The sequence below is a fragment of the Paenibacillus sp. WG02 genome (assembly GCF_055396115.1).
Genome location: NZ_AP036016.1, coordinates 6982178 through 7006811, shown reverse-complemented (window position 1 = coordinate 7006811; position 24634 = coordinate 6982178). Strand labels below are relative to the sequence as shown.

General features: G+C 44.7%; 22 protein-coding genes and 2 pseudogenes. 18 read left to right on the top strand and 6 right to left on the bottom strand.

The window, feature by feature from the left end:
- Nucleotides 1–47 precede the first annotated feature (47 nt).
- The 14 genes and pseudogenes from ACBP55_RS31695 to ACBP55_RS31630 all read left to right on the top strand — a co-directional run bounded on the left by ACBP55_RS31695 (nucleotide 48) and on the right by ACBP55_RS31630 (nucleotide 14189).
- On the top strand, nucleotides 48–1373 hold the full coding sequence (locus tag ACBP55_RS31695; protein ID WP_464647369.1) for a flippase: 1326 nt from the start codon (nucleotides 48–50) through the stop codon (nucleotides 1371–1373).
- Nucleotides 1370–2491, top strand: a complete 1122-nt coding sequence (locus ACBP55_RS31690; protein WP_464647367.1) for a glycosyltransferase — start codon at nucleotides 1370–1372, stop codon at nucleotides 2489–2491. The genes ACBP55_RS31695 and ACBP55_RS31690 overlap by 4 nt, the downstream gene beginning before the upstream one ends.
- A 16-nt stretch (nucleotides 2492–2507) precedes the next feature.
- Complete coding sequence (locus ACBP55_RS31685) at nucleotides 2508–3920, top strand: hypothetical protein (RefSeq protein ID WP_464647365.1); 1413 nt, start codon at nucleotides 2508–2510, stop codon at nucleotides 3918–3920.
- Nucleotides 3874–4302 carry an acyltransferase gene (locus ACBP55_RS31680; RefSeq protein WP_464647363.1) on the top strand — a complete coding sequence of 143 codons (429 nt, stop codon included), beginning with the start codon at nucleotides 3874–3876 and terminating at the stop codon, nucleotides 4300–4302. Before ACBP55_RS31685 ends, ACBP55_RS31680 begins: the two co-directional genes overlap by 47 nt.
- 14 nt (nucleotides 4303–4316) lie before the next feature.
- Nucleotides 4317–5510, top strand: a complete 1194-nt coding sequence (locus ACBP55_RS31675) for a glycosyltransferase family 4 protein (protein WP_464647361.1) — start codon at nucleotides 4317–4319, stop codon at nucleotides 5508–5510.
- Between the two features lie 2 nt (nucleotides 5511–5512).
- Entirely contained in the window at nucleotides 5513–6529 is a 1017-nt protein-coding gene (locus tag ACBP55_RS31670) for an NAD-dependent epimerase (RefSeq protein WP_464647359.1), read from the top strand.
- Nucleotides 6526–8298 carry a sugar transferase gene (locus ACBP55_RS31665; protein ID WP_464647357.1) on the top strand — a complete coding sequence of 591 codons (1773 nt, stop codon included), beginning with the start codon at nucleotides 6526–6528 and terminating at the stop codon, nucleotides 8296–8298. The genes ACBP55_RS31670 and ACBP55_RS31665 overlap by 4 nt, the downstream gene beginning before the upstream one ends.
- Nucleotides 8298–8945 carry an acetyltransferase gene (locus tag ACBP55_RS31660; RefSeq protein ID WP_464647355.1) on the top strand — a complete coding sequence of 216 codons (648 nt, stop codon included), beginning with the start codon at nucleotides 8298–8300 and terminating at the stop codon, nucleotides 8943–8945. Before ACBP55_RS31665 ends, ACBP55_RS31660 begins: the two co-directional genes overlap by 1 nt.
- A 15-nt stretch (nucleotides 8946–8960) precedes the next feature.
- A complete protein-coding gene (locus ACBP55_RS31655; protein WP_464647353.1) occupies nucleotides 8961–10130 on the top strand; it encodes a DegT/DnrJ/EryC1/StrS family aminotransferase in 1170 nt (389 codons plus the stop codon).
- Nucleotides 10117–11019 carry a UTP--glucose-1-phosphate uridylyltransferase GalU gene (gene galU / locus ACBP55_RS31650; protein WP_464647351.1) on the top strand — a complete coding sequence of 301 codons (903 nt, stop codon included), beginning with the start codon at nucleotides 10117–10119 and terminating at the stop codon, nucleotides 11017–11019. The genes ACBP55_RS31655 and galU overlap by 14 nt, the downstream gene beginning before the upstream one ends.
- Before the next feature lie 4 nt (nucleotides 11020–11023).
- Nucleotides 11024–12368 (top strand): annotated as a pseudogene (gene tuaD, locus ACBP55_RS31645) (UDP-glucose 6-dehydrogenase TuaD).
- Nucleotides 12343–12888 carry a VanZ family protein gene (locus tag ACBP55_RS31640; RefSeq protein WP_464647349.1) on the top strand — a complete coding sequence of 182 codons (546 nt, stop codon included), beginning with the start codon at nucleotides 12343–12345 and terminating at the stop codon, nucleotides 12886–12888. Before tuaD ends, ACBP55_RS31640 begins: the two are co-directional and overlap by 26 nt.
- Entirely contained in the window at nucleotides 12873–13394 is a 522-nt protein-coding gene (locus ACBP55_RS31635) for a hypothetical protein (protein WP_464647347.1), read from the top strand. The genes ACBP55_RS31640 and ACBP55_RS31635 overlap by 16 nt, the downstream gene beginning before the upstream one ends.
- 24 nt (nucleotides 13395–13418) lie before the next feature.
- Complete coding sequence (locus ACBP55_RS31630) at nucleotides 13419–14189, top strand: hypothetical protein (protein WP_464647346.1); 771 nt, start codon at nucleotides 13419–13421, stop codon at nucleotides 14187–14189.
- Between the two features lie 72 nt (nucleotides 14190–14261).
- Here ACBP55_RS31630 and ACBP55_RS31625 read toward each other — a convergent pair whose 3' ends face one another.
- From ACBP55_RS31625 to ACBP55_RS31615, 3 genes are all read right to left on the bottom strand, one after another.
- Nucleotides 14262–14888, bottom strand: a complete 627-nt coding sequence (locus ACBP55_RS31625; protein ID WP_464647345.1) for a YcnI family copper-binding membrane protein — start codon at nucleotides 14886–14888, stop codon at nucleotides 14262–14264.
- Nucleotides 14889–14984: 96 nt separating this feature from the next.
- Nucleotides 14985–15656, bottom strand: coding sequence for a response regulator (locus ACBP55_RS31620; protein WP_464647343.1), 672 nt, complete (start codon nucleotides 15654–15656; stop codon nucleotides 14985–14987).
- Nucleotides 15656–16468 carry a sensor histidine kinase gene (locus ACBP55_RS31615; RefSeq protein WP_464647341.1) on the bottom strand — a complete coding sequence of 271 codons (813 nt, stop codon included), beginning with the start codon at nucleotides 16466–16468 and terminating at the stop codon, nucleotides 15656–15658. The genes ACBP55_RS31620 and ACBP55_RS31615 overlap by 1 nt, the downstream gene beginning before the upstream one ends.
- 173 nt (nucleotides 16469–16641) lie before the next feature.
- Between ACBP55_RS31615 and ACBP55_RS31610 the strand changes: the two are divergent.
- From ACBP55_RS31610 to phnE, 3 genes and pseudogenes are all read left to right on the top strand, one after another.
- Nucleotides 16642–17668: pseudogene (locus tag ACBP55_RS31610) on the top strand (HoxN/HupN/NixA family nickel/cobalt transporter).
- A 170-nt stretch (nucleotides 17669–17838) separates the two neighbouring features.
- Nucleotides 17839–18612 (top strand): phosphonate ABC transporter ATP-binding protein, encoded by a 774-nt coding sequence (gene phnC, locus ACBP55_RS31605; protein ID WP_464647339.1) that lies wholly within the window; start codon nucleotides 17839–17841, stop codon nucleotides 18610–18612.
- Nucleotides 18609–20183 (top strand): phosphonate ABC transporter, permease protein PhnE, encoded by a 1575-nt coding sequence (gene phnE, locus ACBP55_RS31600; RefSeq protein WP_464647337.1) that lies wholly within the window; start codon nucleotides 18609–18611, stop codon nucleotides 20181–20183. Before phnC ends, phnE begins: the two co-directional genes overlap by 4 nt.
- A 903-nt stretch (nucleotides 20184–21086) precedes the next feature.
- Here the strand turns inward: phnE and ACBP55_RS31595 are convergent.
- A complete protein-coding gene (locus ACBP55_RS31595) occupies nucleotides 21087–22055 on the bottom strand; it encodes a phosphate/phosphite/phosphonate ABC transporter substrate-binding protein (RefSeq protein ID WP_464647335.1) in 969 nt (322 codons plus the stop codon).
- A gap of 150 nt (nucleotides 22056–22205) precedes the next feature.
- Between ACBP55_RS31595 and ACBP55_RS31590 the strand changes: the two genes are divergently transcribed.
- Nucleotides 22206–23801, top strand: a complete 1596-nt coding sequence (locus ACBP55_RS31590; protein ID WP_464647334.1) for a bifunctional metallophosphatase/5'-nucleotidase — start codon at nucleotides 22206–22208, stop codon at nucleotides 23799–23801.
- A 171-nt stretch (nucleotides 23802–23972) separates the two neighbouring features.
- Here the strand turns inward: ACBP55_RS31590 and ACBP55_RS31585 are convergent, their stop codons facing one another.
- Nucleotides 23973–24218 carry an HD family phosphohydrolase gene (locus tag ACBP55_RS31585; RefSeq protein ID WP_173185179.1) on the bottom strand — a complete coding sequence of 82 codons (246 nt, stop codon included), beginning with the start codon at nucleotides 24216–24218 and terminating at the stop codon, nucleotides 23973–23975.
- Nucleotides 24215–24535: a heavy metal-binding domain-containing protein gene (locus ACBP55_RS31580; RefSeq protein ID WP_173185178.1), complete on the bottom strand. Its 321-nt coding sequence runs from the start codon at nucleotides 24533–24535 to the stop codon at nucleotides 24215–24217. The genes ACBP55_RS31585 and ACBP55_RS31580 overlap by 4 nt, the downstream gene beginning before the upstream one ends.
- Between the last annotated feature and the right edge of the window lie 99 nt (nucleotides 24536–24634).

Sequence of the window (24634 nt, the reverse complement as noted above, 5' to 3'; positions counted from 1 at the left end):
ATCACCTTTGGATCTACTAAAATTTAAAAATGACAAAGAAGGTAGCTATGAAGTCAACTAACTTGCAACCGGAATCCAATATTGCTAGGCTGCTCGCGAAAAGCGGTTCCTTATCTTTCCTACTCAATGTGGCAGGTGTTGGCTTAGCCGTGCTTATGCAGGTTGTTCTTGCCAGGGTACTAGGCGTTACGAGTTACGGCAATTACGCTTTTGTCATGACGGTTATTACGTTTCTCGTATTTCCCGCCAATCTAGGATTTGATACAGCGATTGTACGCTACGTCTCGTCGTACAAGTCGAATCAGCAATGGGGGGAGATCAAGGGACTCTTGAGAAGAGCGAATCAACTAACCTTTCTCATCTCCTTCGTTATTGTGGTCACAAGCTGTCTAGTGATCTATGTCAGGTATGGGAATAATCCCGGTGAATTATATCAGACGTTCTTAGTTAGCTTGCTGGCTATTCCTTTAATGGCGGTGACTACCTTGCGTCAAAGTGCGTTACTTGCGATTAAAGAGGTCATGTTTGCTCAGTTTCCTGAAAAAGTGATGAGGCCTGTATGCTGCATGGTTGCTCTGCTTCTATACCAAACGTTCTTCCATGCGCAAGCAAGTGCCTTTGAAGCGATGATCATCTTCTTTGGCTCTATGATTTTATCTTATCTGGTAGGAGCATGGGTACTGCATCGCAAGTTAAGTCCTAGTACGAAGAACCAACCAGTCAAATATCATACGAAGCACTGGCTATCAGAATCTACTACATTAATGGTGAACTCCGGGATGTATTTGATCCTTGGACAATTAAGTGTTGTCATGGTTGGCATGATGCATGGTACGAGCGAGTCAGGGATTTTCTCAGCAACCGTAAGAATCGCAACGATGGTATCTTTCGCGATTACATCCATCAATATGATCGCAGCTCCGATCATTTCCGAGTGCTATGCCAAAGGTGATATGAAGCAAATGCAGCGAATCTGTACACTCTCTGGCAGATCGGGATTTCTTTTCGCAGGACTCGTCTTCTTGGCGGTTTTGTTGTTGGGGCCTTGGCTGCTTGGAATGTTCGGGGAGGAGTTTCGTTCAGGTCAACCCGCTCTACTTCTGTTGTCCCTCAGTCATCTGATCCATGCCTACTGTGGGCAATCGGGAACGGTGATGACGATGACCGGGCAGCAGCGAGCCTCCAGCAGATACCTGATGATCGCCACAGGCATGAATATCGTACTGAATCTACTGCTCATTCCGAGCATGGGCATGGTCGGAGCCGCAACTGCAGGACTCGTTTCAACAGCATTCTGTTACTTTAGCATGATGGTTAAGGTGAAGAAGACGATGCACATTACGACGGGTGTTTGGATGGGGAGAACAGGATGAATAAAATAAAGATTTTGCATGTTGTAGGAAAAATGGACCCCGGTGGTATCGAAACGCTGCTCATGAATATTTATCGAAATATAGATAGAAAGCGTTATGAGTTCCATTTTGCCGTTCAATATCCGGAAAGTGGATTTTATGATCAAGAAATTCGAGAGCTGGGTGGCCGGATTCTGATTCAGCCGCATCCCAGAAAAGGGTTGAGCACATTCCGCAAGCAATTTATTCATAATGTAACGAATTATGGGCCTTACGATGCTATTCATAGCCATATATTTCAATTCAGTGGATATATCGTCAAAATGGCCGCTTATTTACAAATTCCAGTACGTATTACCCATAGTCATACCGTAACCCCTCAAGAGCGAACATCATGGCGACGCAAAGTGTATCAGAGTTATATGAGATGGCTCATTTCGAAACATAGTACACACCTGATTGGATGTTCGGAATCCGCATGCGAATCTCTCTTTGGACGTACATGTTGGGACGATACGAGGACCGAGCTGATTCCAAATGCCATCAATCTGGCCCCGTATGAGCAGCTGCCTGCCGATCGAAGTCGGTTGAAAGAACGCCTAGGTGTTACGGATCCAACTGTACAGATCATTGGACATATCGGTAGATTTAGTGAGGAGAAAAATCACCGTTTCTTGATCGAAACGTTTGCGCAGTACGTGGAACTTCAGCCGAATGCACGCCTCGTCTTGGTTGGCGATGGGAAACTAAGACAAGAAATGGAAACTTTATCTGAGGGACTGGGGATTAGAGATCAAATCATGTTCTTAGGCATTAGGAAAGATATTCCTGAACTTATTGGTGCTTTCGATTTGTTCCTGCTGCCGTCGCTTTACGAGGGATTGGGGATGGTCGTGATTGAAGCACAAGCGGGAGGAGTACCGAGTATGGTATCTGAGCATGTGCCTCCGGAAGCGAATCTGGGGCTAGAAATGGTGAAGCACCTAAAGCTGCAATCACAAGTGTGGATAGAAGGCATGACGAGAATGAATAGACGAACCGCTACGCCGGATTGGTCGATAAGATATAGCCGCTTGCAGGAGCAAGGCTACGATATTCACACCAATATTCAGAGGTTGGAGAAAATTTACCATGCTTAGCCGAGGTGGAGTGGGAATGAAGCTGCAGGCACAGAAAGATCTGAATCCGACTCAAAGCACGCTGATTTGTTTCTACCTTTTCGTGCTGCTGCTCATCACCAAATGGAGCGGTGAGTGGGACTTGAATATGGGAATCGTTGTTTTTTTTATCCTCATGATTCCTTTTTATTTCATGCTGAAGTGGCCCCATCAGCCGGTTGTTCTGTATGTTGGATTCATGGTTATGCTGCTGGGAAAGTTTGTCTACGCCATAACGACAGACCCACTATTTGGCCCTGATGCCAAGCACTATTATAGTCAGGTTTCCTTCTATCCGAGTTTAACAGATTTTCTGCAGTATGCTTACGATCATATTACAACGTATTGGCTTAATTCATCAGCTTATCCCATTTTTGGACTGTTATACATGCCGTTTTTTAAATTTCTTAACATGTCAGATCCGTTAGTGATTATTACATTCAATTCCTTCTTATTAATCTTATGCTGTAACATCACGTACCAGCTCAATGAGAGGTTTTTCACCTACGAGCTGCCGCAGCAGCGTGAATCCATGTATCGAGCCATTATCATTGTCGGATTATTTGCTAGTCCAGCATTTATGTACATGTCGTCTGTTTTTGGAAAAGATATGACCTGTGCATTACTAGGCTTATTATGTACACAGCTCTTATTGAATCGAAGATACTTGCTTTTCCTGGTTGCTTTATTTTACGCAAGTATGCTTCGGGACTATTCCATTGTGTATGTCTTATCTTTCTACTTCTTGTTTCGTCAAAGTCTTAAATCAGCAATCGCTATGCTAATTACGGCTATGAGCGTTGTTTTGTTGAAAGTGGGGGTAATTGGTTTGTTCAATGCCTTCCTGTTGACATTATTCCTTTTCACTTCGCCCAACCCATTCAAAGCTCTGAACTGGGATGCTGAATTCGTCATGCGGACGCTTGAGGCTGTGTATATGATGGTGACTTTCGTAATGGCTGCTGTCGTTTGGACCGTACATAAAGAAACACGTTCTTTCTATACCATGTGTTTAATTTTGTTATTCACCATAGGTTGCACCCTTATACTAGTCGGCTATATAACGGTAACGGAAAGGGAGCTCGATTATGGCATAGGCACCGTTGGAGATAACATGGTGCGAAAGAAAGTACCTATACTTCCTATTCTTTATATGCTGAGCGCGTATACCATTTGCTGGCTATTTAAACCTAAAATCGCTTATTCCAAGGAAGGAGAGGATTACCATCAGAGGCAGGGACAAATTCAATCGTTTCAAAATCATACTGGACATGTTAATCGCCCTGTTGGCCATCCTGCCAAAACCGTTGCTCAAGATGATGTGGAGTGTAACGGATCTGCTTCCAGACAGTGCGGGACTGGCAATGCGTTATTGTCTGCTGAAAAGGTTGATACCGACTTGCGGGGATAACGTGTTCGTCGGTCGGTCAGTTGAAATAAAAAATTGGGACAACCTGACGATTGGCAGCCATGTCAGTATTCACAAACAGTGCTATTTGGATGCGGTAGGAGGCATACATATTGCTAATGATGTATCGATCGCTCATCAAACCTCCATCATTTCATTTGAACATACGTGGGAGGTATCGGCTCTTGCTATCCGGGACAACCCGGTGAAAGCCTCACCCATCACGATTCATTCAGACGTATGGATCGGCTGTGGCTGCCGCATTCTTGCAGGTGTCGAAATTTTCAGCAGATCGATAGTCGCTGCCGGTGCCGTTGTTACAAAACATGTACATGCGAATACGATCGTCGGCGGCGTACCTGCAAAACCAATTAAAACCATTTGAGAAGAGGGGAAAAAATGAAAGTATTATGGGCGCATGATCATACCTTTTACTTTAATGATACAGGTAAATTTTTCTCCAGTGGAAAGCTGCCTTATGCCGTATGGGAAAGATATTTGTCCGTATTTGATCAAATAACCGTTGCCTCCAGAGCGAAAAAGATTTCCTCTGAGACAGAAATTGCGAATAAAAGCTTATCTAGCGGTAAAAATGTCGATTTCATTGTGCTGCCGTCGCTAAGTAATCCAGTGAATAAGCTAACGAAGAAGGGCTACATCGAACGAATATTAACTGAATCCATCCGCCAGTCGGATGCGGTTATTGCCAGATTGCCAAGTGAAATAGGTTCAGAAGCAATAGCCATTGCCAAGAAACTAGGCAAGCCTTTCGCTGTCGAAATGGTCGCATGTGCTTGGGATGCTTTGTGGAATTACGGCAACGCCCAAGGCAAAGCATACGCCTTGTTTGCGACGATGAAGACGAAATCACAAGTAAAGGATGCTCCTTTTGCCATTTACGTAACCAAGCAATTTCTCCAGAATCGTTATCCGAATTCGAAGGGATATACAGAAGGTTGCTCCGATGTCGAAATCCCAGAGACATGCGTAAGTATACTCAACCAACGATTGGACAAGATTGAGGCAGGCAAAGACAATCCCATCGTTCTTGGCCTTATCGGTAACCTTAACGGGAAAGTCAAAGGGATTGCAACAGCATTGGAAGCACTCGCCAAAATTCAATCGAAACTCCCACCATTTGAATTCCGCATTCTTGGTGGCGGTGAGGTCGGTCCTTGGAAAGCGCTCGCTGCAAAATATGGTTTGCAAGATCATGTGTTTTTCGATGGCGTCCGGGAGAGCGGCGATGCGGTTTTTGAATGGTTAGATCGCGTAGATGTTTACTTGCAGCCAAGCTTCCAAGAGGGGCTGCCAAGAGCAACCGTTGAGGCAATGAGCAGGGGGTGCCCGGTTATTGGGTCGACGGCTGGTGGTATACCGGAGTTGATTGATAAAAGTTGTTTACATAAGCCAGGCAATGACAAGCAGTTGGCTCGTTTGATCGAAGAGAACATCACGAATAAAAAATGGCTAGTTGAGCAAGCAAGAACAAATTTTGTGAAAGCAGGCAGCTATACCAAAGTCCAACTGGATCAAAATAGGCAGGAATTCTGGGAGAAATTCTCGAGATTCGTTCAAGAAGGAGCCAAGTAAATATGAAAATACTAGTTACCGGATCTGCTGGCTTTATTGGTTATCATTTAACGACAAAACTACTGCAGAATGGTTATTCCGTTGTAGGAATTGATAATATGAACGACTATTATGACATTGCGCTCAAGGAAGACCGATTAAAGGGCTTGGCGGCTTATGTAAATTATACCCACTATACCCAAGATCTCTGTAATCAGGCTTTATTGAATCATGTATTTGCTACCCATACGTTTTCGGCTGTTGTTCATCTAGCAGCACAGGCTGGTGTTCGCTACTCCATGGTGAATCCAATGGCTTACATTGATTCGAATATTACCGCATTCACCAACATGCTGGAGTTTTCACGCAAAAATGGCATCGCCCATTTCATCTATGCATCCTCAAGCTCGGTCTATGGTGCGAATGTGAAAATGCCATTCTCCGTGCATGATGCGGTGGATCATCCTGTTAGTCTATACGCAGCTACCAAAAAAGCGAACGAACTCATGGCTCATACTTACAGCCATCTATATGGATTACCTACTACGGGGCTGCGGTTCTTCACCGTCTACGGTCCTTGGGGCAGACCGGATATGGCGTACTTCTCTTTTACCAAAGCGATTTCAGAAGGTAAGCCTATCCAAGTGTTCAACGAAGGTCAGATGATGCGCGATTTCACCTACATCGAAGATATCGTGGATGGCATCGTTAAGCTGTTGAAACGTCCTCCAGCCCCTAACGAAGACTGGAATCGTCAGGAACCGGACCCTTCGACCTCTTACGCGCCCTATAAAATTTATAATATCGGTAACAATCAGCCCATTTCCTTGATGACTTTTATTCAAACTATTGAACAATGTTTAGGGAAAAAGGCCATTATCGAATATATGCCGATGCAGCCTGGGGACGTCCAAGCGACTTATGCCGATATCGATGACCTTACCAAAGACATTGGATTTCGTCCTCAAACAAGTATTGAAAGTGGGATTAAATCCTTTGTTTATTGGTACTCCCATTACTATAAGAAGGTATTTGTATGAAGAAAGTGGCTCATATTTGTACAAGCAGTATTTCTCATAAAATACTGGCAGACAAGCTGACTGTTCTGAAGCAGCAGGGATATGACGTGCATCTCGTTTCATCACCGAACGGATATGAAGAATCCTACATGAAACCATACAATATCAAGTTACATTTTCTGCCGATGAACCGTAAAATCCACCTGTTAGACGATATCCGTTCCATTTGGCAGATGCGCAAGCTATTTCGAAGAGAAGGTTTTGATATCGTCCACACGCATACAGCAAAAGCCGGACTTATTGGACGTATTGCGGCTTGGCTGGCGGGGACACCGATGATTTTGCATACCAGTCATGGGCTTCCTTTCTTTGATGGGCAAAAGAAGAGCAAAAGCTTCGTGTACCGCAGCTTAGAAAGATTTGGTGCCCTATTCTGTGACGCGCTTTCCTCACAGAACCGGGAGGATATCGCCAAACTTCAGGATTTGGCACCGGGTAAACCTGTTTATTATGAAGGCAATGGTGTGGATCTGAACAAGCTTGATGCTGCTCAGGCGCGAATCACCCCAAATGACTTAGAACTACTTCGGGTAAAGGCTAATATCCCAGTGGGTAAACGAATTATTCTCATGGCTGCAAGATTGGAGCCGGTCAAGGATCATGCCTTTTTGTTAGATGCCCTATATACGTTAAAAGCTAATTTCATCCATGAATTTGTTTGTCTGATCGCCGGTAAAGGCCCTCTGGAAGAGGAGATTCTTCATCAAATCAAGGAGCTTGGACTGGAGAACGAAGTGCGGATGATTGGCCATCAAGCGAATATTTACCCTTGGATTCAACTGGCAGATCTCGTTGTTTTAACTTCGGAGAAGGAGGGAATCCCACGTTTTCTGATGGAATCCATGGCGTTTCGAAAACCCGCAATAGCCAGTGATGTGCTGGGTACAAAAGAATTGGTCAAGCATGGGGAGACCGGATTCTTAGTTCAATATAAGCATATTGAAGGATTTACCCTAGCACTTAACGAGCTTTTGAAGAGTGACAGCCTGCTTCAAGAGTTAGGTGAAGGGGGGCGCAAGGTTATTGAAATGATGTATACAGAGCATGCCGTAGTTAAGAGGCTTCATCAGATGTACGGTGAGATTGAACAAATGAAACTGACGAAAAGATGGCTTATTCAAGGGATCAAACGCTTTTTGGATTGTTCAACGGCCGTCATTGCAGCCACTTTACTTAGTCCGGTGTACGTCCTTGTTGCGATATTGGTCCGTACCCGATTGGGCTCGCCTGTCATTTTCAAGCAGAAGCGCCCCGGCTTACATGGTAAGCCATTCTATGTGTATAAATTCCGCACAATGAATAGTAAACGCAATGTACATGGTGAACTCCTACCGGACGAAGACCGTCTGACGGCATTTGGCAAGCTGCTTCGGAAGACGAGTCTAGACGAATTACCGCAGCTTTTCAACGTCATTAGCGGCAAGATGAGTTTAATTGGTCCAAGGCCATTGTTAATGGAATATCTCCATTTGTATACGGATGAGCAAAAGAAACGTCATTGGGTAAGGCCGGGTATTACCGGTTGGGCACAAGTTAACGGTAGGAATGCCATCTCATGGGAAACTAAATTCAAGTTTGATGTTTGGTATACCGAGAATCACAGCTTATTGCTGGACGCGAAAATCCTTTGGATGACCCTTAGGAAGGTATTTCATGCAGAGGGTGTACAGCAGGCAGGCCATGTGACGACAAGTAAATTTACAGGCAACCGACAGGCGGAGGGCTTCTAATGAAGAAACTTATCCTCATTGGCGGCGGAGGTCATAGCAAAGTTGTTCTCGATATTATGCTGGCCCAGGGCCAGTATGAGCTTGCCGGAATCGGTGACGATAAGTACCTCCATACGTTCTCTGAATTTGGCGTTGCCCATGGGCCTATAGCTGATATGGTAAAGCTGCTGGAAGAGGACAACTACTATCTGATTATTGCGATTGGGAGTAACCTCGCTCGTCGTGCTGTAGAGCAGCGCTTAGGACTATCAGAGCATAAATATGCTGATCTGATTCATCCTAATGCCACCATTGGCAGCGGTGTAACGATTGGTAAAGGCTCGGTGATCATGGCAGGAGCCATAATGAATTATGGCGCAGAGATTGGAAACCACTGCATTATCAATACCGGCGCGATTATCGAGCATGAGAACAAGATTGGAAACTACGTTCATCTCTCCCCCACTGCGGCATTAGGCGGAGATGTCACCATCGAAGACGGTGTACATATCGGGATGGGAGCCAAAGTCATTGAAGGAAGAAAAGTTGGCTGCTGGAGTACTTTGGGAGCAGGAGCTGTGGCCATTAAGGATATTCCGCAGCATTGTACGGCTGTTGGTGTACCGGCCAAAGCTATTAAGTTTGTTCAGAATCCTGAAATGATATAGAGGAGGACGTAATCGATGCAAGATCATCAAAGAATCTATCTATCTCCACCTCATATGGGGCAAGAAGAACAACAATGGGTAAACAGGGCATTTGAGACGAATTGGATCGCACCGCTTGGCCCTAATGTCGATGTCTTCGAGCAAGACATTGCTCGTTATGTGGGTGCCCGTGGTGCGCTAGCGCTCAGCTCAGGAACTGCGGCGCTCCATTTAGCCTTACGACTAATGGATGTAGGTCCAGGGGATAGTGTCTTCTGTTCAACACTCACCTTCGTTGCCAGTGTGAATCCGATTCTTTATCAAGGAGCTGAACCTGTCTTCATTGACTCGGAACCTGCTACTTGGAACATGTCCCCGAAAGCATTGGCGCGCGCCTTAATTGCTGCCAACCGCCAGGGTAAGCTGCCCAAAGCGGTCATTGTTGTCAATTTATATGGACAAAGTGCCGATTTGGATCCAATTATCGAACTGTGTGACGCCTACAATGTGCCTATCATTGAGGATGCCGCAGAATCCTTGGGGGCGACCTACAAGGGGAAAGGCAGCGGGACGATTGGTCAGTTTGGCATTTATTCGTTTAATGGAAACAAAATTATTACCACTTCCGGAGGAGGAATGCTTGTTTCTGACGATCTTGCAGCATTGGAGAAAGCGAGATTCTGGGCAACGCAAGCGAGAGATCAAGCTGCGCATTATGAGCATAGCGAGGTTGGCTACAATTATCGTATGAGCAATGTGCTGGCTGGTATCGGAATTGGACAACTTCGTGCGCTGCCATCACGGATCGAGGATAGACGCAACATTTTTAATAACTATGTTCAGGAGCTTGGCGCTCTGGAAGGTTTCAATTTCATGCCGGAAGCGAGTTTTGGGATGTCGACAAGGTGGCTAACTGCCTTAACGGTCGACCCACAGCGGGCGAAAACAACGGCAGCTGCCATTATTCAAAAGCTATCTGACGTCAATATTGAATCGAGACCGGTATGGAAGCCTATGCACCTTCAGCCGCTCTTCAAAAATTGCCTATCTATCCCTCACACCGAGTCGCTTAGTGTGTCCGATAAGCTCTTCGAGCATGGATTATGTTTGCCATCAGGTTCAAGCTTGACTGAACATGAGCAAGAACGTGTTATTAGTGTCATTAAATCACTCGTATATGGAGGCATGGCCCATGAAAGTGCGTAAAGCAATTATTCCGGCAGCTGGGTTAGGGACACGTTTCCTACCAGCAACGAAGGCGCAGCCGAAGGAAATGCTGCCTATCGTGGATAAGCCAACGATTCAATATATTATCGAAGAGGCGATTGCTTCGGGGATTGAAGATATTCTTATCATCAGCGGACGTGGAAAGCGAGCGATTGAAGACCATTTCGACAAATCTTTTGAATTGGAAGAGACTCTGGGAAAAAAAGGAAAACAGAAGGAACTCGAACAGATTCGAGCGATCTCCGAGATGGCCAATATTCATTATATCCGTCAAAAGGAGCCCAAAGGATTAGGCCACGCCATTTGGTGTGCGCGAAGTTTTGTAGGCGATGAGCCGTTCGCCGTCCTGCTTGGTGACGATATTGTGCAGTCCAAGGAGCCCTGTCTCGGACAGCTTATGCGTGTACATGCTCGATACTCCTCGACGGTTGTCGGCGTCCAGAAGGTGAGCGACGAGGATGTATCCAAATATGGGATCATTGCTCCTCGTGGCGCATCCATTGAACCTGACGTTTTCCTTCTGGAAACGTTGGTTGAGAAGCCAGCGAAGAAGGTTGCGCCATCCAACTATGCCATTATGGGCAGATATATTCTGACACCTGATATATTTGATATTTTGGAGCGGCTTCCAGCGGGGGCCGGCGGTGAGATCCAACTGACGGATGCACTGAAGAGGCTGAATGAACATAAACCAGTCATTGCCTATAACTTTCAGGGCATTCGTCATGACGTCGGGGACAAATTCGGTTTCATTAAAGCTACAATTGATTTTTCCTTGCAGCGTGATGATTTGCGGGATGACGTTCTGAACTATATCCAAATGGTCTATGAAGATCAGCCCAAATTAGTTAGTAAGGTGGCGAAATGATCATATGCAGAAAATTACAGTAATTGGTACTGGCTATGTCGGCTTAGTATCTGGGACATGCTTTGCAGAGATGGGAAATCGGATCGTTTGCTGTGATGTGAATAAAGATAAGATTGCGATGCTGCGCAAAGGCGAAATCCCCATTTATGAACCGGGACTGAAGGAGTTGGTTGCTAAGAATGTAGCGGAAAACCGTCTTTGCTTCACTTCCGAGGTGGGCGAAGCTATTGAGGACTCCGATATTGTCTATATCGCTGTAGGTACCCCGATGGGAGAGAACGGGGAGGTCTGACATGCGCTATATAAAAGAAGTCGCCAAAACAATCGGTAAACACTTGAACACCTACAAGATTATCGTGAACAAAAGTACCGTTCCTGTAGGAACGGGAGAGCTTGTACGAACAATCATCAGCAATCATAGGACGAATGACCGGATTCATTTTGATGTGGTATCGAATCCCGAATTTCTGCGTGAAGGCTCGGCGATTATGGATTGCATGAATATGGATCGAGCGGTCATCGGTGCGACGAGCGAAAAGGCAGCTAAAGTCATTGCCAAGCTCCATGAGCCATTGAATACGAAAATTTTCATTACGGATTTACAAAGTGCGGAAATGATTAAATATGCAGCAAATGCGTTCTTGGCAACGAAGATTTCATTCATTAATGCGATTGCCAATATCTGTGAACGCGTCGGGGCCGATATTACCCAAGTGTCAGAAGGAATGGGACTCGATAGCCGTATCGGCGGGAAATTTCTTCAGGCCGGAATTGGTTACGGCGGTTCTTGCTTTCCGAAGGATACGCTGGCTCTTTCCTATATGTCGGATCAGGCTGGCTATGACTTCTCCTTGTTGAAATCCGTGATTTCGACGAATGAGGCTCAACCGCACGTCCTGTTGGACAAACTTGATCAGATGATTGGTGATGTTTCGGGCAAGCGAATCGCCGTGCTGGGGCTGGCCTTTAAACCGAATACGGATGATATGCGCTGCGCCCCATCCCTTATTATCATTCCTGAATTGTTACGAAAGGGCGCAATCGTGCAGGCTTATGATCCCGTAGCGATTCCAAATGCCAAGACGCAGCTTCCGGCTGAAGTCGCCTATTTTCAAAGTGTTGAGGCGGCAGTAGCGGATTGCGATGCCTGTCTCATTTTGACAGAGTGGGAGGAGATTGTCGGTATGGAGCTATCGGACATCCATCAATTGATGAAGACTCCTCATATTGTGGACGGACGTAATTGTTTCCCGTTAAGTACGATGATGGATCAGGGGTTCGTTTATCACTCCATTGGCAGACCTGCAGTGAAATCGGCTAGGAGTGAATCACATCCGGTCAATTATTAAGTGTATTCTTCCCTTTGCGCCTGTATTGCTGTGGACGCTGCTCATCTTTCATTTTTCTTCTCAGTCTCATCAGGAGCAGAGCATACAGCCAATTTTACATAAATGGTTTACAAAGGAGGGGATGCTTAGCGTAGTTCCTGAATTAACGGTCCACTACCATCATGCTACGATTAGGGCCAAGGAGCAGCCATTTGAGTTTATTGAATTTATATTTCGTAAAAGTTCCCATTTATTTATATACGCCGTACTTGCTGCTATCAGCTGCTGGGCGATATTACCATTAAAGCGGATATTTACACAGCTGCTGCTGGTGCTCCTGTATGTTGCGTTGATTGCCTGTGCAGATGAATGGAACCAAATGCGAAGCGTGCAGCGTACGAGCGCAATACAGGATGTCGTACTGGATGTAAGTGGCGGTCTCCTTGGCTTAATCGGGTTCCTAACATCCTTGTTCCTTATTCATAAAATCAGACGTGGTCGCACACTTTGGAGAGGTGAGGTTAAATGGCAACGAAAATGAAAAAAAGAGTGATAATTGGTCTTTTACTCGCATTGTTACTGATTGGCGTGTATTTTGCTGCACAAGCAAGTGAGAATACTTTGCACACTTCGGCAATATCAACGTCGTCAGCAGTTCCAGATTTAAAGGTCGAATCCGTCCCGACCGCTGCTACTGACGACCTTGATGTGAATGCTCATCCACCTGCTGCCACACCTGAGCCCTCCAAGGAAAGCTATTCGGCTGAGGTTTCTCATGATAAGGCGGCTCAGGTTAAGGATGAAATTTCACTTTCGGAACAGATGAAAATTACCGCCATTCTGCTAAACAAGCTGAGCGCTAGCGATCTCAAATTGTTTCAGAATTTGTTTGACAGCGGTATGTCACTCGAAGAGAAGAGGAAGGCGAAGGAAGTCATTTTGAAGAAATTGACGGAAGAAGAGTATGATGGGCTGATTGCAATCGCCTCCAAATATGGCTTAAGTAAAGGCAAAAGCTATGAGGAATCTCTAAACGAACAAAAATAAAAAATGAAGTAAGGAGTGACTTAAATGAAAGTCATCATAAACAAGCGTAAAGCAGCTAAAGTGCTGTCTGTTGCTGCATTGGCAGTCCTGTTGACAGCTACTATACCTGTTAAACAGGCGGAAGCGGCATCCATAAATTTTCAAAATCAAGCGCCTATTACCATTATAATTAATGGTTCAACCGTTATCTTGGGCTCTTTCCTTGAAAACATCTTTGGTTTTGCAAAATGGACTAACAGTAGTAACGTAAGCCCAAACGCCAAGCCAGAACCAACGAAAACAGAACAAACTAAACCCGAGCAGGCCAAACCGGACAAAGACAAGGATAAAGACAAAGATAAAGACAAAGATAAAGACAAAGACAAAGACAAGGACAAGGACAAGGACAAGGACAAGGACAAAGACAAGGACAAAGACAAGGACAAAGACAAAGACAAAGACAAGGACAAGGACAAGGACAAAGATAAGGACAAAGACAGTAAAAAAGAGTATGAAGCGATTACGAAGGAATCTACAAGTCAATTAACTAAGCTGCGAAATGAGAGCAAGCAGGAATTAATGGGTATTGCGATTGAAGCAAAGCATACCAAAGACCCCAAAGTCAGAGCACAGTTTTTTGAAAAAGGTCAAGCGATCTTTAATCAGAAAGAAAGTCAGTTTAATGCCATCATTAACAGCGCTAGAAGTAGGCTGGAGGCTAAGGGATTGAGTACCGAAATCATTGATCAATATCAAGCGGAATTCAACCAAGAAGTAGAAGCAGGCAAGAGCTTGTTAAAAAACTTAATGAAATAATTTACAAATAATGTAAATTTAAATAGGCCCTGAGTTATCTGTTATTTTCACAGAGAGCTCAAGGCCTTTTTATTATTTACGCTTTTTTGTAAGCGATACGATCAGAGATAAAGCTCCAAGTACGACTGCAGCAATGGAGAGGTAGAGGGAAGTGTTGGATGACGTGCCACTGGCTGCAGCACTGCCTGCCGTTACCTGTCCGTGGCTATCTGTCGTTGCTCCGCCTGCAGCTTTGGCTTTAACTGTAGTTACAGAAGCAGGCTTGTCAGATCCATTAGCGCCAACCCATTCAACTACGCTGCCATCTTTATAGGTTTGATAGGCTTTCCAGACGATCTCCGTAGCAGCATCCGCTACCTTGCCTTGCATATTGAATTCACCGAATTCCGTACTTGCCAGTCCATCTCCGGTTGCTTTCCAAGTCACACCTGTGATTTTACCAGCGCTATCTTTGGCTAGTTCGTAGGTCCAACCTGCTTTGGGCTCGAAACGTGAAACCGCTACAGCATCCATTGGGAATTTCACTTCTACTTTCACAGTAGGAATGTCTTTCTCTGAAGGCACACGTACCGTAAATTTCTCGTAGCTGCCTTGTGTGGATTCTTTCGGATATACAGTAACGTGGGCGCTGGCTATTCCCGCGAGAAGCATAGAGCCAATTAACATAATACTTGCATTTAACATCAGTTTTTTAAACATAAATCGTGTTCCCCCTTTAAGTTAACTCTTATCATGTTGTCCATATTACCTGATCGACAAGCATAAGAGTATGACTCGACTGGGCTATTTTTTCGACTAGTTTTGTCCTTTTCGTGTCAATCCGTACTTAATGGCGAATGCGGTGAGCTGGACACGATTCTCGAGTCCAAGCTTTACCAATATATTTTTCATGTGGTTTTTAACCGTATGCTCGGAAATCAGCAGCTTTTCTGCAATCTGCCGGTTGTTATCCCCTAAGGCAACATAGGCGGTAATTTCCTGTTCACGAGAGGTTAACATGCTTGGTGTCGGGCCTTCTGTATAAATACCCATGGGTGCGCGGAACCTTTGGAAAAGCTTATCCGCCATCCCCCTTGCAGCTTCTGAATTATCGTCCAGCAATGCGCGCAGGTAAGTGAGCCATTCGTCGGGGTCCATATTTTTTAACAAATAGCCTTGAGCTCCGAATTGCAGCGCTGTGAAGAGGTCGGCTACATCATCGGACACGGTAAGCATGACGATGCGAATAGCCCCGTAGGCTTGCTTAATGCGCCGCGTTGCTTCAAGTCCATCCATAGGAGACATATGGATATCCATCAACACCACATCAGGCGCGACCTCGCCGCAAAGAAGAATAGCTTCTTCACCGCTGCTTGCTTCCCCCACAATATAGAAGTCGGAGACAGGCTCCAGCATGCTGCGAATCGCTTTCCTAGCCAGCGGATGATCGTCTACGATGAGAACACGGAACGGCTGATTGCTCAGCATTAGATCTTCCTCCTATCTGCTTGTACCAAAAGTGTAGTTCCCGTTGCCATCTCATCCTGTTCCTTCATCTTAAGCTCGAAAGATGCGCCTAGCTCGGCCGCACGCTTCTGCATTAATTCAATGCCATAAGTCTTGCCCTTTGATGTTTCTCGGTCCAACCCATTTCCGTTATCGGTAATTTGTAGCCGCCATGCCTCAGGATGAGCTTCCAGAACAATTGAAGTTTGCGTTGCCATGGAATGCTTGCGTATGTTGGTGAACGCTTCTTGTATAATGCCGAAAAGCTGAACTTCTTCTCCAGAAGAGAAGCTGTTCTCTTCCACAGTTAACTTCTCATGAAGTTCAACACCCGTCACCAATTGCCAATTTTCCAGAAATTTATGGATGCGCTGCTGAAAGTTTGTTCCATCCTCCGGTGGTGTTCTTAGATTGAAAATGGCTTGTCGCAGCGAGTTATCGATTTCGGACACTGCTGCTTTGGCTTCTTCTAAATCTCCCTGCTTTAACTTCACATTAAGGAAGAAAAGGGTTTGAGCCAAGTCATCATGCAGCTCTCTGGCCAAACGCTCGCGTTCTTCATAGACAGCTCTGCGGGCTTCACCGATTGTCACTTTCTCATTGCTGCGTTCAATACTTTGAAACATCCACGAAGCGAAGAGATAGGAAAGCAGCAAAGTAATGATGGTAATCGTGAAATTACCAGCTTCCATGGTTAAATAATTGAGTAGAAATTCATGACGAATATATTCAAAGCCGCCAATGATGAGAACAGGCACTACAATCGTAAAAAGCTTGAAAATACGAAGAGACATAGGGGCCGATCCATTCCTTTCCGTCGTCCATCTTTGGAACGGTTTCTATTATATCAGATATGTATTAGATTTCTTCACAAAAAAATAAGGGAGGTACTTCTCAAGTCATGCACACGTGTGCTACATTATTATTAAATCGTAACACGAAAAGAAAGGCAGGGTGCCAATCAATCATGTGGAAATCAATTATACAGCAGAGAAGAAGCTGGGCTGGATACGTTGTTGTGATCGTCCTTCTACATATATTTGGGCTATTAGGATTATATAGTGTTGCGAAAATGACGCCTGCCTTTTGGGGGATTGGGCTCCTTGCCTATACGCTAGGGATGCGGCATGCTTTCGACGTTGACCATATTGCGGCAATCGACAACACCGTACGCAAGCTCGTTCAGCAGAAGAAGAATCCATTAGGTGTTGGTTTCTACTTTTCCTTGGGACACTCCTCTGTCGTCTTCGTCATGGCCATTGTGACTGCATTTTCCGTACAATGGGCAGAGCGTGAGCTTCCTTGGATGCAGCGTTTTGGGGGTGTAATAGGCGCTTCGGTTTCCGGTCTGTTTCTTGTCATTATTGGGGTTTTAAATTTACTCATTCTTATCAACCTATATAAAATGTTCTTGAAATTTCGTGGCAGCGCCAAGGATGACAAAGAGTTTGAGGAGCTTCTCGAGTCCCGTGGATTTATTGCTCGAATGATCAAGCCTCTATTCTCTTTCATAGGTAAAAGCTGGCATGTTTATCCTTTAGGTTTTCTCTTTGGTTTAGGTTTTGATACGGCGAGCGAAATTGCGCTGCTAGCGATCTCAGCCCATGCGGCGAAGGATGCGATCCCTTTCATTGGCGTCATTTCACTTCCGCTGCTGTTCGCGGCAGGGATGAGCCTTTTCGATACAGCCGATGGGATGTTTATGACTAAAGCTTACAAATGGGCATTTCATACACCGGTACGCAAGCTTTATTACAATTTAACAGTGACGGCTTTGGCGGTCATTGCTGCTTTAATCATTGGCGTGATCGAGCTTAGGTCAAGTTCTCTCCGAAGAATTCAGGTTGGAAGGAACCTTCTGGACGTGGCTGCAGGAGATAGAATTCGGGACATTAGGCTATATCTTAGTTGCTTTGTTCGTGGTGGCCTGGGCCATTTCGATTGCGGTTTGGAAAGGGCTGAAGATTGAAGAACGCTGGCGTGCTAAAGTATAAATCGTGATGATTGTGGTCTCAGATCTCTTATGAGGCCACTTTTTTGTTGTGGAAAACAATGGAATGTGAATATTTTCTAAAGGTTAAGATAGAAAAAAGGATTTTGCCGAAATACGTTGAAAGTAGTCTGTCTGAACTTCAGATAATCTGTCAAAGAAAGTAGGACTTATATGATTGAATTTAAGCATATTTCCAAAGTATATCCTAACGGAACTGTTGGTTTAAATGATATTAACCTAACCATTCATCCCGGAGAATTCGTTGTTATTGTAGGTCTGTCAGGAGCAGGTAAATCTACCTTGCTGCGTTCCATTAACCGTTTGCATGAGACGACAGAAGGAGAAATATTAATCGATGGCAAATCCATAACAAAGGCGAACGGTGCCGAATTGCGCCGCATGCGCAGAGATATCGGGATGATCTTCCAAACCTTTAACCTGGTCAAGCGTTCAACTGTAATTCGAAATGTATTGTCTGGTCGTGTAGGCTATCATTCCACCCTGCGTACAGTTCTTGGTTTGTTTCCCAAACACGATATCGAGCTTTCCCTGAAAGCATTAGAAAGAGTCAACATTCGGGAAAAAGCTTATTCACGTGCCGACGAATTGTCCGGCGGTCAACAACAGCGTGTTTCCATTGCTAGAGCGCTGGCACAAGAAGCGAAAATCATTTTAGCCGATGAACCGGTAGCCTCCCTTGATCCATTAACGACGAGACAAGTTATGGATGATTTGAAACGGATTAATACAGAGCTCGGCATAACGACTGTCGTTAACCTTCACTTTATTGACCTTGCCCGTGAATATGCCACTCGAATTATCGGACTTCGCGCAGGTAAAGTCGTATACGACGGACCCGTTGAGGAAGCAACGGATGATGTCTTCTCCGAGATTTATGGCCGTGCGATTAAGAAAGACGAGCTCTTGGGGGTGCTGGAGGAATGAGTGTAACAACAGTCAAGAGGCCTCCTCGTACGAAGATATATCTCATTGCCCTGATCATGGTGCTTTTCCTGATTGGGAGTATTTATCAGACAGATGCGACGCTGACGAAGCTCGTTACCGGTACTCCGGAGATTCTTAAATTCATAGCCGAGATGTTTCCGCCGGATTGGCTGTTTTTCGCTGATATATGGAAGCCAATGGCACAAACGCTGCAGATGTCCATTATTGGTACAGCAATCGGAGCCCTGTTTGCTTTCCCAATGGCACTGCTAGCAGCTCGTAATGTTACTACAGCGCCTTGGTTGTTCTATCCAGCAAGACTTATCATGAATCTATTCCGAACCATTCCAGATTTGCTCTACGCAGCACTGTTTGCCGTTCTAGTAGGCTTTGGCCCAACTGCCGGTACACTTGCACTAATCTTCTTCACGTTTGGTATTATATCTAAGCTTTCTTACGAATCAACGGAAGCAATCGACCCCGGACCGCTTGAAGCTATGACGGCTGTTGGCGCAAACAAACTAAAACTCATTCGATTTGGCGTCATTCCACAGGTTGCTCCTACGTACTTGGCTCATTTATTGTACACATTCGAAGTTAGTATTCGTGCCTCAGCCATTCTCGGATTGGTTGGAGCCGGCGGTATTGGCTTGCTGCTCAAAAACACGCTGGATCTGTTCCGTTATGATCAGTCCTGTGCCATTGTTATTTATACCTTATTAGTTGTTGTTATAATTGATTTGGTCAGTACGCGATTCCGTTCGTATTTGCTAAAAGGCAGCGCTAAGCCGATATCAGCTTCGCGTTCAACGACGTATAAGGTCGTAGGTTGGATTGCCGTTATTGCCTTATTCGTATGGGCACTTACGGGCCTTGAGTTGACAGGCTTCCAGCCAACGACCTGGGTTCTCACGAAATCCATGTTATCCGGTTTAGTACATCCTGACTGGGCCTATGTGTATATCCCAGAAGGAGAGGATTTACTTCGATCCTTGCTTGAAACCTTATCTATTTCCTACTTAGGGAACTTTGTTTCAGCGGTTGTCTGTATCCCGTTTGCCTTCTGGGCAGCAGCGAATATGAGCCGATTTCGTGCCGTTTCCGGCACTGGGAAATTGTTCTTAAGTATCGTACGAACCATACCCGAGATTATTATGGCTTTGATCTTTATTAAAGCGGTTGGCCCTAATGCCTTTGCTGGGGTTATGGCTTTAGGACTTCACTCCGTAGGGATGCTCGGCAAACTTTATGCAGAAGCCATTGAGAATATGGATATGGGACCTACGGAAGCCATGACCGCTGTGGGAGCAAACATTTGGCAGCGGATGGCGTTTGCCGTGGTGCCGCAGGTCATTCCTGACTTCATTTCGTATACCTTATATCGCTTTGAGATTAATGTCCGTTCAGCGACATTGCTAGGTGTTATTGGTGCAGGCGGTATTGGTACGCCACTCATCTTCGCGCTTAACGCAAGGCAGTGGCCGCGAGTAGGTATCATCCTCATTGGTATTATTGTCACCGTCTCTGTCATTGACTATATCTCAGGGACACTCCGCAAACGCATTGTATGAGGAAATAGGAAGTATATACAAGTGAAATTAAGTTGAAAATAAGCCTCCAACTCCAGCTATCTTAGTGGGTTTGGGGGCTTATTTGCTTGTAAATGGGGGCTTTTTATATAGGATAGCCCAACTAGGGCAGTACCGTTTGTTTGTTTTAGGATAAAAGGAGGACTGTTTTTCGGATTTCGCGGATTGCGGAAAAGACGGTTTGGAGGAAGATTTTTACTGGCAAAATGATTTTACCCTGCGGATGAGCTGGGTGAGTTGTATAACGTACAACAATTTCTCTGTTTTTGTCTGGATTAGTTGAAGCTGTTGCATTTTGTACAACAATTTAGGCTAATTACTAAGCAGGATGATCAATGTTGGCTTAATTGTTGTATTTTTTGCAACAATGAGCAACTTACCCACGACTATCTGGCCTAAAAGTTGTACAAATTACAACTTCCTTAAGGGGATATCTCTATTTAATCCTTAGCTGTAGTGTCTTCCTTGGGCAACCAAGCGAAGTGATCTATTTCCACGATGGGTCTTTGATGGGGTGAATGAATCCAAGACCGTTTCTAATACCTCAATTTGTTCGATCAGCTCTATAGGAATCAAGATGTTATTCAATTTCAAAAGTCGAAAAGTAGGATAATAATTCGTAATAACACCCCTTATCTCGTCTTTACCGCACCGGATAGAGACTTCTTTTTTACAGCTAATAAGCATTTCGAACATCCAATTTTCACCTCACTATGATATATGACAGGTCCAGGTAAACGTTTGTCATGCAAAAGTAAAAAAACATTTACACGGACGTGCCACATTCATAGTATGCAAGGGAGGTTCGGAGTAGAATGCAAAAAAATACCTCTACATGATTCGAAAAGATCATGTAGAGGTATTTTTATTTACAGGCAGATAAGCTTATTTCAAGCCCATTTCTTTGTTAGCTTCACGAACGATATCGAATTTTTTGTCATCCGTTGCTACATAACCTTTATGTGTGTAAACATCGAAAATAACTTTTTGACCTTCTGGGTCAGTACCGATTGCGATGAAAGCATCTTGGATTTTCTTTTTCCAAGCAGCATCCATATCGGAACGAACAGCGATGGTGTCATTAGGAATTTTATCAGAGAAGGCCAGAATTTTAGTTTGTTTAAAGATGTCCGGGTAATCTTTCACCATGTTGGTACGGATATCTTGGAAAACGCCTACTGCATCAACTTGACCGTTGAGAAGAGCGATAACCGCTTTATCATGGCCTTGGAATTGAACGCCAGTTACGTCTTTAACTGGATCTACGCCAGCTTTTTTCAATAATAGTCCTGGATATACATAACCTGCTGCGGATGTAACACCTTGCCAGCCCATTTTCTTACCTTTCAGATCAGCAACGGATTTGATAGGGGAATCGGCTTTGACAACGATCATTGATTTGTAGAAATCAACAAGATCTTTGGTTGGTTGACCAGTTGCGTCATCAACACCGAAACGTGTTGCTTGCACAAGAAGGTCGGCAGCTTTACGATTGTCATGTGCAACAACATAGTTACTTGGAGGCAAGAAGCCAACATCAACTTGTTTGGAAGCCATAGCTTCGATAACTACGTTATAATCCGTTGAAACGGAAACCTTAACCGGGATGCCAAGCTTGTCTGTAAGAAGCTTCTCTAGTGGCTTTGCTTTCGCTTCAAGCGTCTCTGCATTTTGGGAAGGAACGAACTGTACTTTAAGCTCTTTAGGTACAAAGCCTGCAGCTGCAGCCGGTGTAGCGGATGCTTTCGTAGTTGCGGATGCAGCAGGAGCTGTTTCCTCTTTTTTTGCACAGCCTGCAAGAACACCTGCAGCAACGATCATGGACAAGCTAATGACAGTAAATTTTTTCATCATCTTTTTTTTTGACCTCCGTTTAATAGTTTACTTTTATCTATGATGTACTATAACATTATCATATAATATATGGAAGATAGTGTGAAGTATTTGTTAATTTAACAATTGATATGTTGGGCATTACAAAATAACATGCTTGGAGTGGGTAATTTGACACAACCTAGTAAGCTGCAAAAAAGTAGAGTAACCCTATTAGAAACGAGTGACCTGCATGGAAATATGCTGCCAATTCACTATGCAAACAATCAACCTAATGATGTGGGTCTATCCAGAGTAGCTGCGCTTATTGCCGCAGAACGCAAGAAAGAAACCCATGTAATTGTGATTGATAACGGAGATCTGATTCAAGGTACGCCACTCGCGTATCATCATGCTAGATTGAATAACGAACCGATGGACCCGATGGTGCTTGGTTTGAATTATTTGGATTATGACGCGGCCGTTATTGGCAATCATGAATTTAATTATGGACTTCGTGTGCTGCACAAAGCTGTTCAGGAATCCAAGTTTCCTTGGTTATGTGCCAACATTGTGGATGCGGAGAGTGGAGAACCGTTCCTAGGAAAGCCATATTTGATTAAAGAGTTAACGGACGGAGTTCGAATAGGAATTCTTGGATTGACAACACCCTATATTCCGAATTGGGAAAATCCCGATCATATTGAAGGTCTGCGGTTCGAAGATGCTGTAGAGTCGGCTAAGAAATGGGTAAAGGTACTCAAGGAGCATGAGCAAGTGGATGCCGTTGTTGTCTCCTACCATGGCGGATTTGAAAGACATCTAACGACAGGTGAGCCAACGGAGCCTCTAACGGGAGAAAATCAGGGCTTTCAACTATGTATGGAAGTAGAAGGGATTGATGTTCTGCTTACAGGGCATCAACACCGAAGCATTGCGGGAGTAGAAATCAATGGTGTCGTCATTGTTCAACCAGGAACTGCCGGTGTAACGCTTGGTAAAGTTGAATTAGAGCTTTCGAAGCTAGATGGCAAATGGCGCATAGATGCCAAGAAATCGGAGCTGCTTTCTGTGGCTACTGTTGAAGCGGATCAGAAATTAATAGAGCTTGTTAGTGTTTATGAGGCGAAAACACAGGAGTGGCTCGACCAACCCATCGGTAAGCTATCCGGAGATATGCTCGTCAAAGATCCCATGCAAATTCGCTTGAAGGACAATGCGCTAATTGAGTTCATCAATCGTGTTCAGATGGAGCTCTCGGGAGCAGCCATTTCCAATACTGCGCTGTTTGATAACGTATCGCCAGGATTTCCATCGGATATTACTATGAGGGACATCGTCTCTAACTACATTTACCCGAATACACTGAAAGTGATTCGGATTTCCGGACAAGACATCAAGGATGCGTTAGAGCAGTCAGCAGAATACTTTGAGTTAATAGCAGCTGGTGAAGTTCAAGTGAGCAGCAAGTTTAGAGACCCGAAGCCGTCGCATTATAACTATGATATGTGGGAAGGGATAACCTATAAATTGAATATATCCCGTCCAATCGGCATGCGTGTCGTACAACTGGAATATGAAGGGAAACCGCTGGATCTCGAAGCCTCATACGATGTTGTGATGAACAATTACCGAGCTGCAGGCGGAGGCAATTATGCGATGTTCCAAGATAAACCGGTCATCAAGGATATCCCGACGGATGTAGCTGAACTATTGGCAGGATACATCATGGAGCGCGGTACGATTGAAGCTAACGTGAATGAAAATTGGGAAGTCATCTGGGACTAGGTTGTGGTCACAAGGATAAACGACTCCGTCGTCCCACTGGGACGAGCGCGTTTGTCAAGGTAGATGCGAAGCAAAAGTATAAAACTTATACTTTCTTATCTACTAAATAAAGCCGCACATAAGAGAGCGTGCAGACTCTTTCTTGTGTACGGCTTTTTTGTTTAAATGGCGTTAGGATTCGCGAATGTATTCTCGGTCCCCTGATCTAGGATTGTAATACACGCGATAGGTGAATCCATCCTTTGGATCAATAAACACCTCTGACGTTGAGACAAAGCCGTTTGAAGGCTTGTTAGGCGTCGTTGAACCGTTGTTTTTATAGCGCTTGTCATAAATGAAATAGCCTAGAAGTAGGAGAATGATAAAGCCGAGGCCCCATGTTCCATAGATAAGCAAAATCGGACCGAGTCCACTCATAGCCTTCGAGTCCGGACGGCAGTACCATAAGCAACGATTTCACTCATGTTTTGTCCGATGTCACCGCTATCGAAACGCATCATTACAATAGCATCAGCACCCATGGCTGCGGCATTTTTGACTAATCGGTCCATGGCTTGCTTTCGACCGTCTTCGACCATCTGGGTATACTGCGTGACTTCCCCGCCGACAAGCCCCTTTAACGAGGCAAGAATATCGCCGCCAATCCCTCTGGCTCGCACAACGACCCCAAATGTACTGCCCAACACTTCAGTGATCTCATAGCCTGCAATGTTTTCTGTTGTAGCTACTATCATGAAAATCATCTCCTTTTTTTGTAAAAAAGACTCTTGCTACTTGATTAAGATTCGATATTATTAACTTAGTACGAAAATGATTATAGGGGGTTTCACATT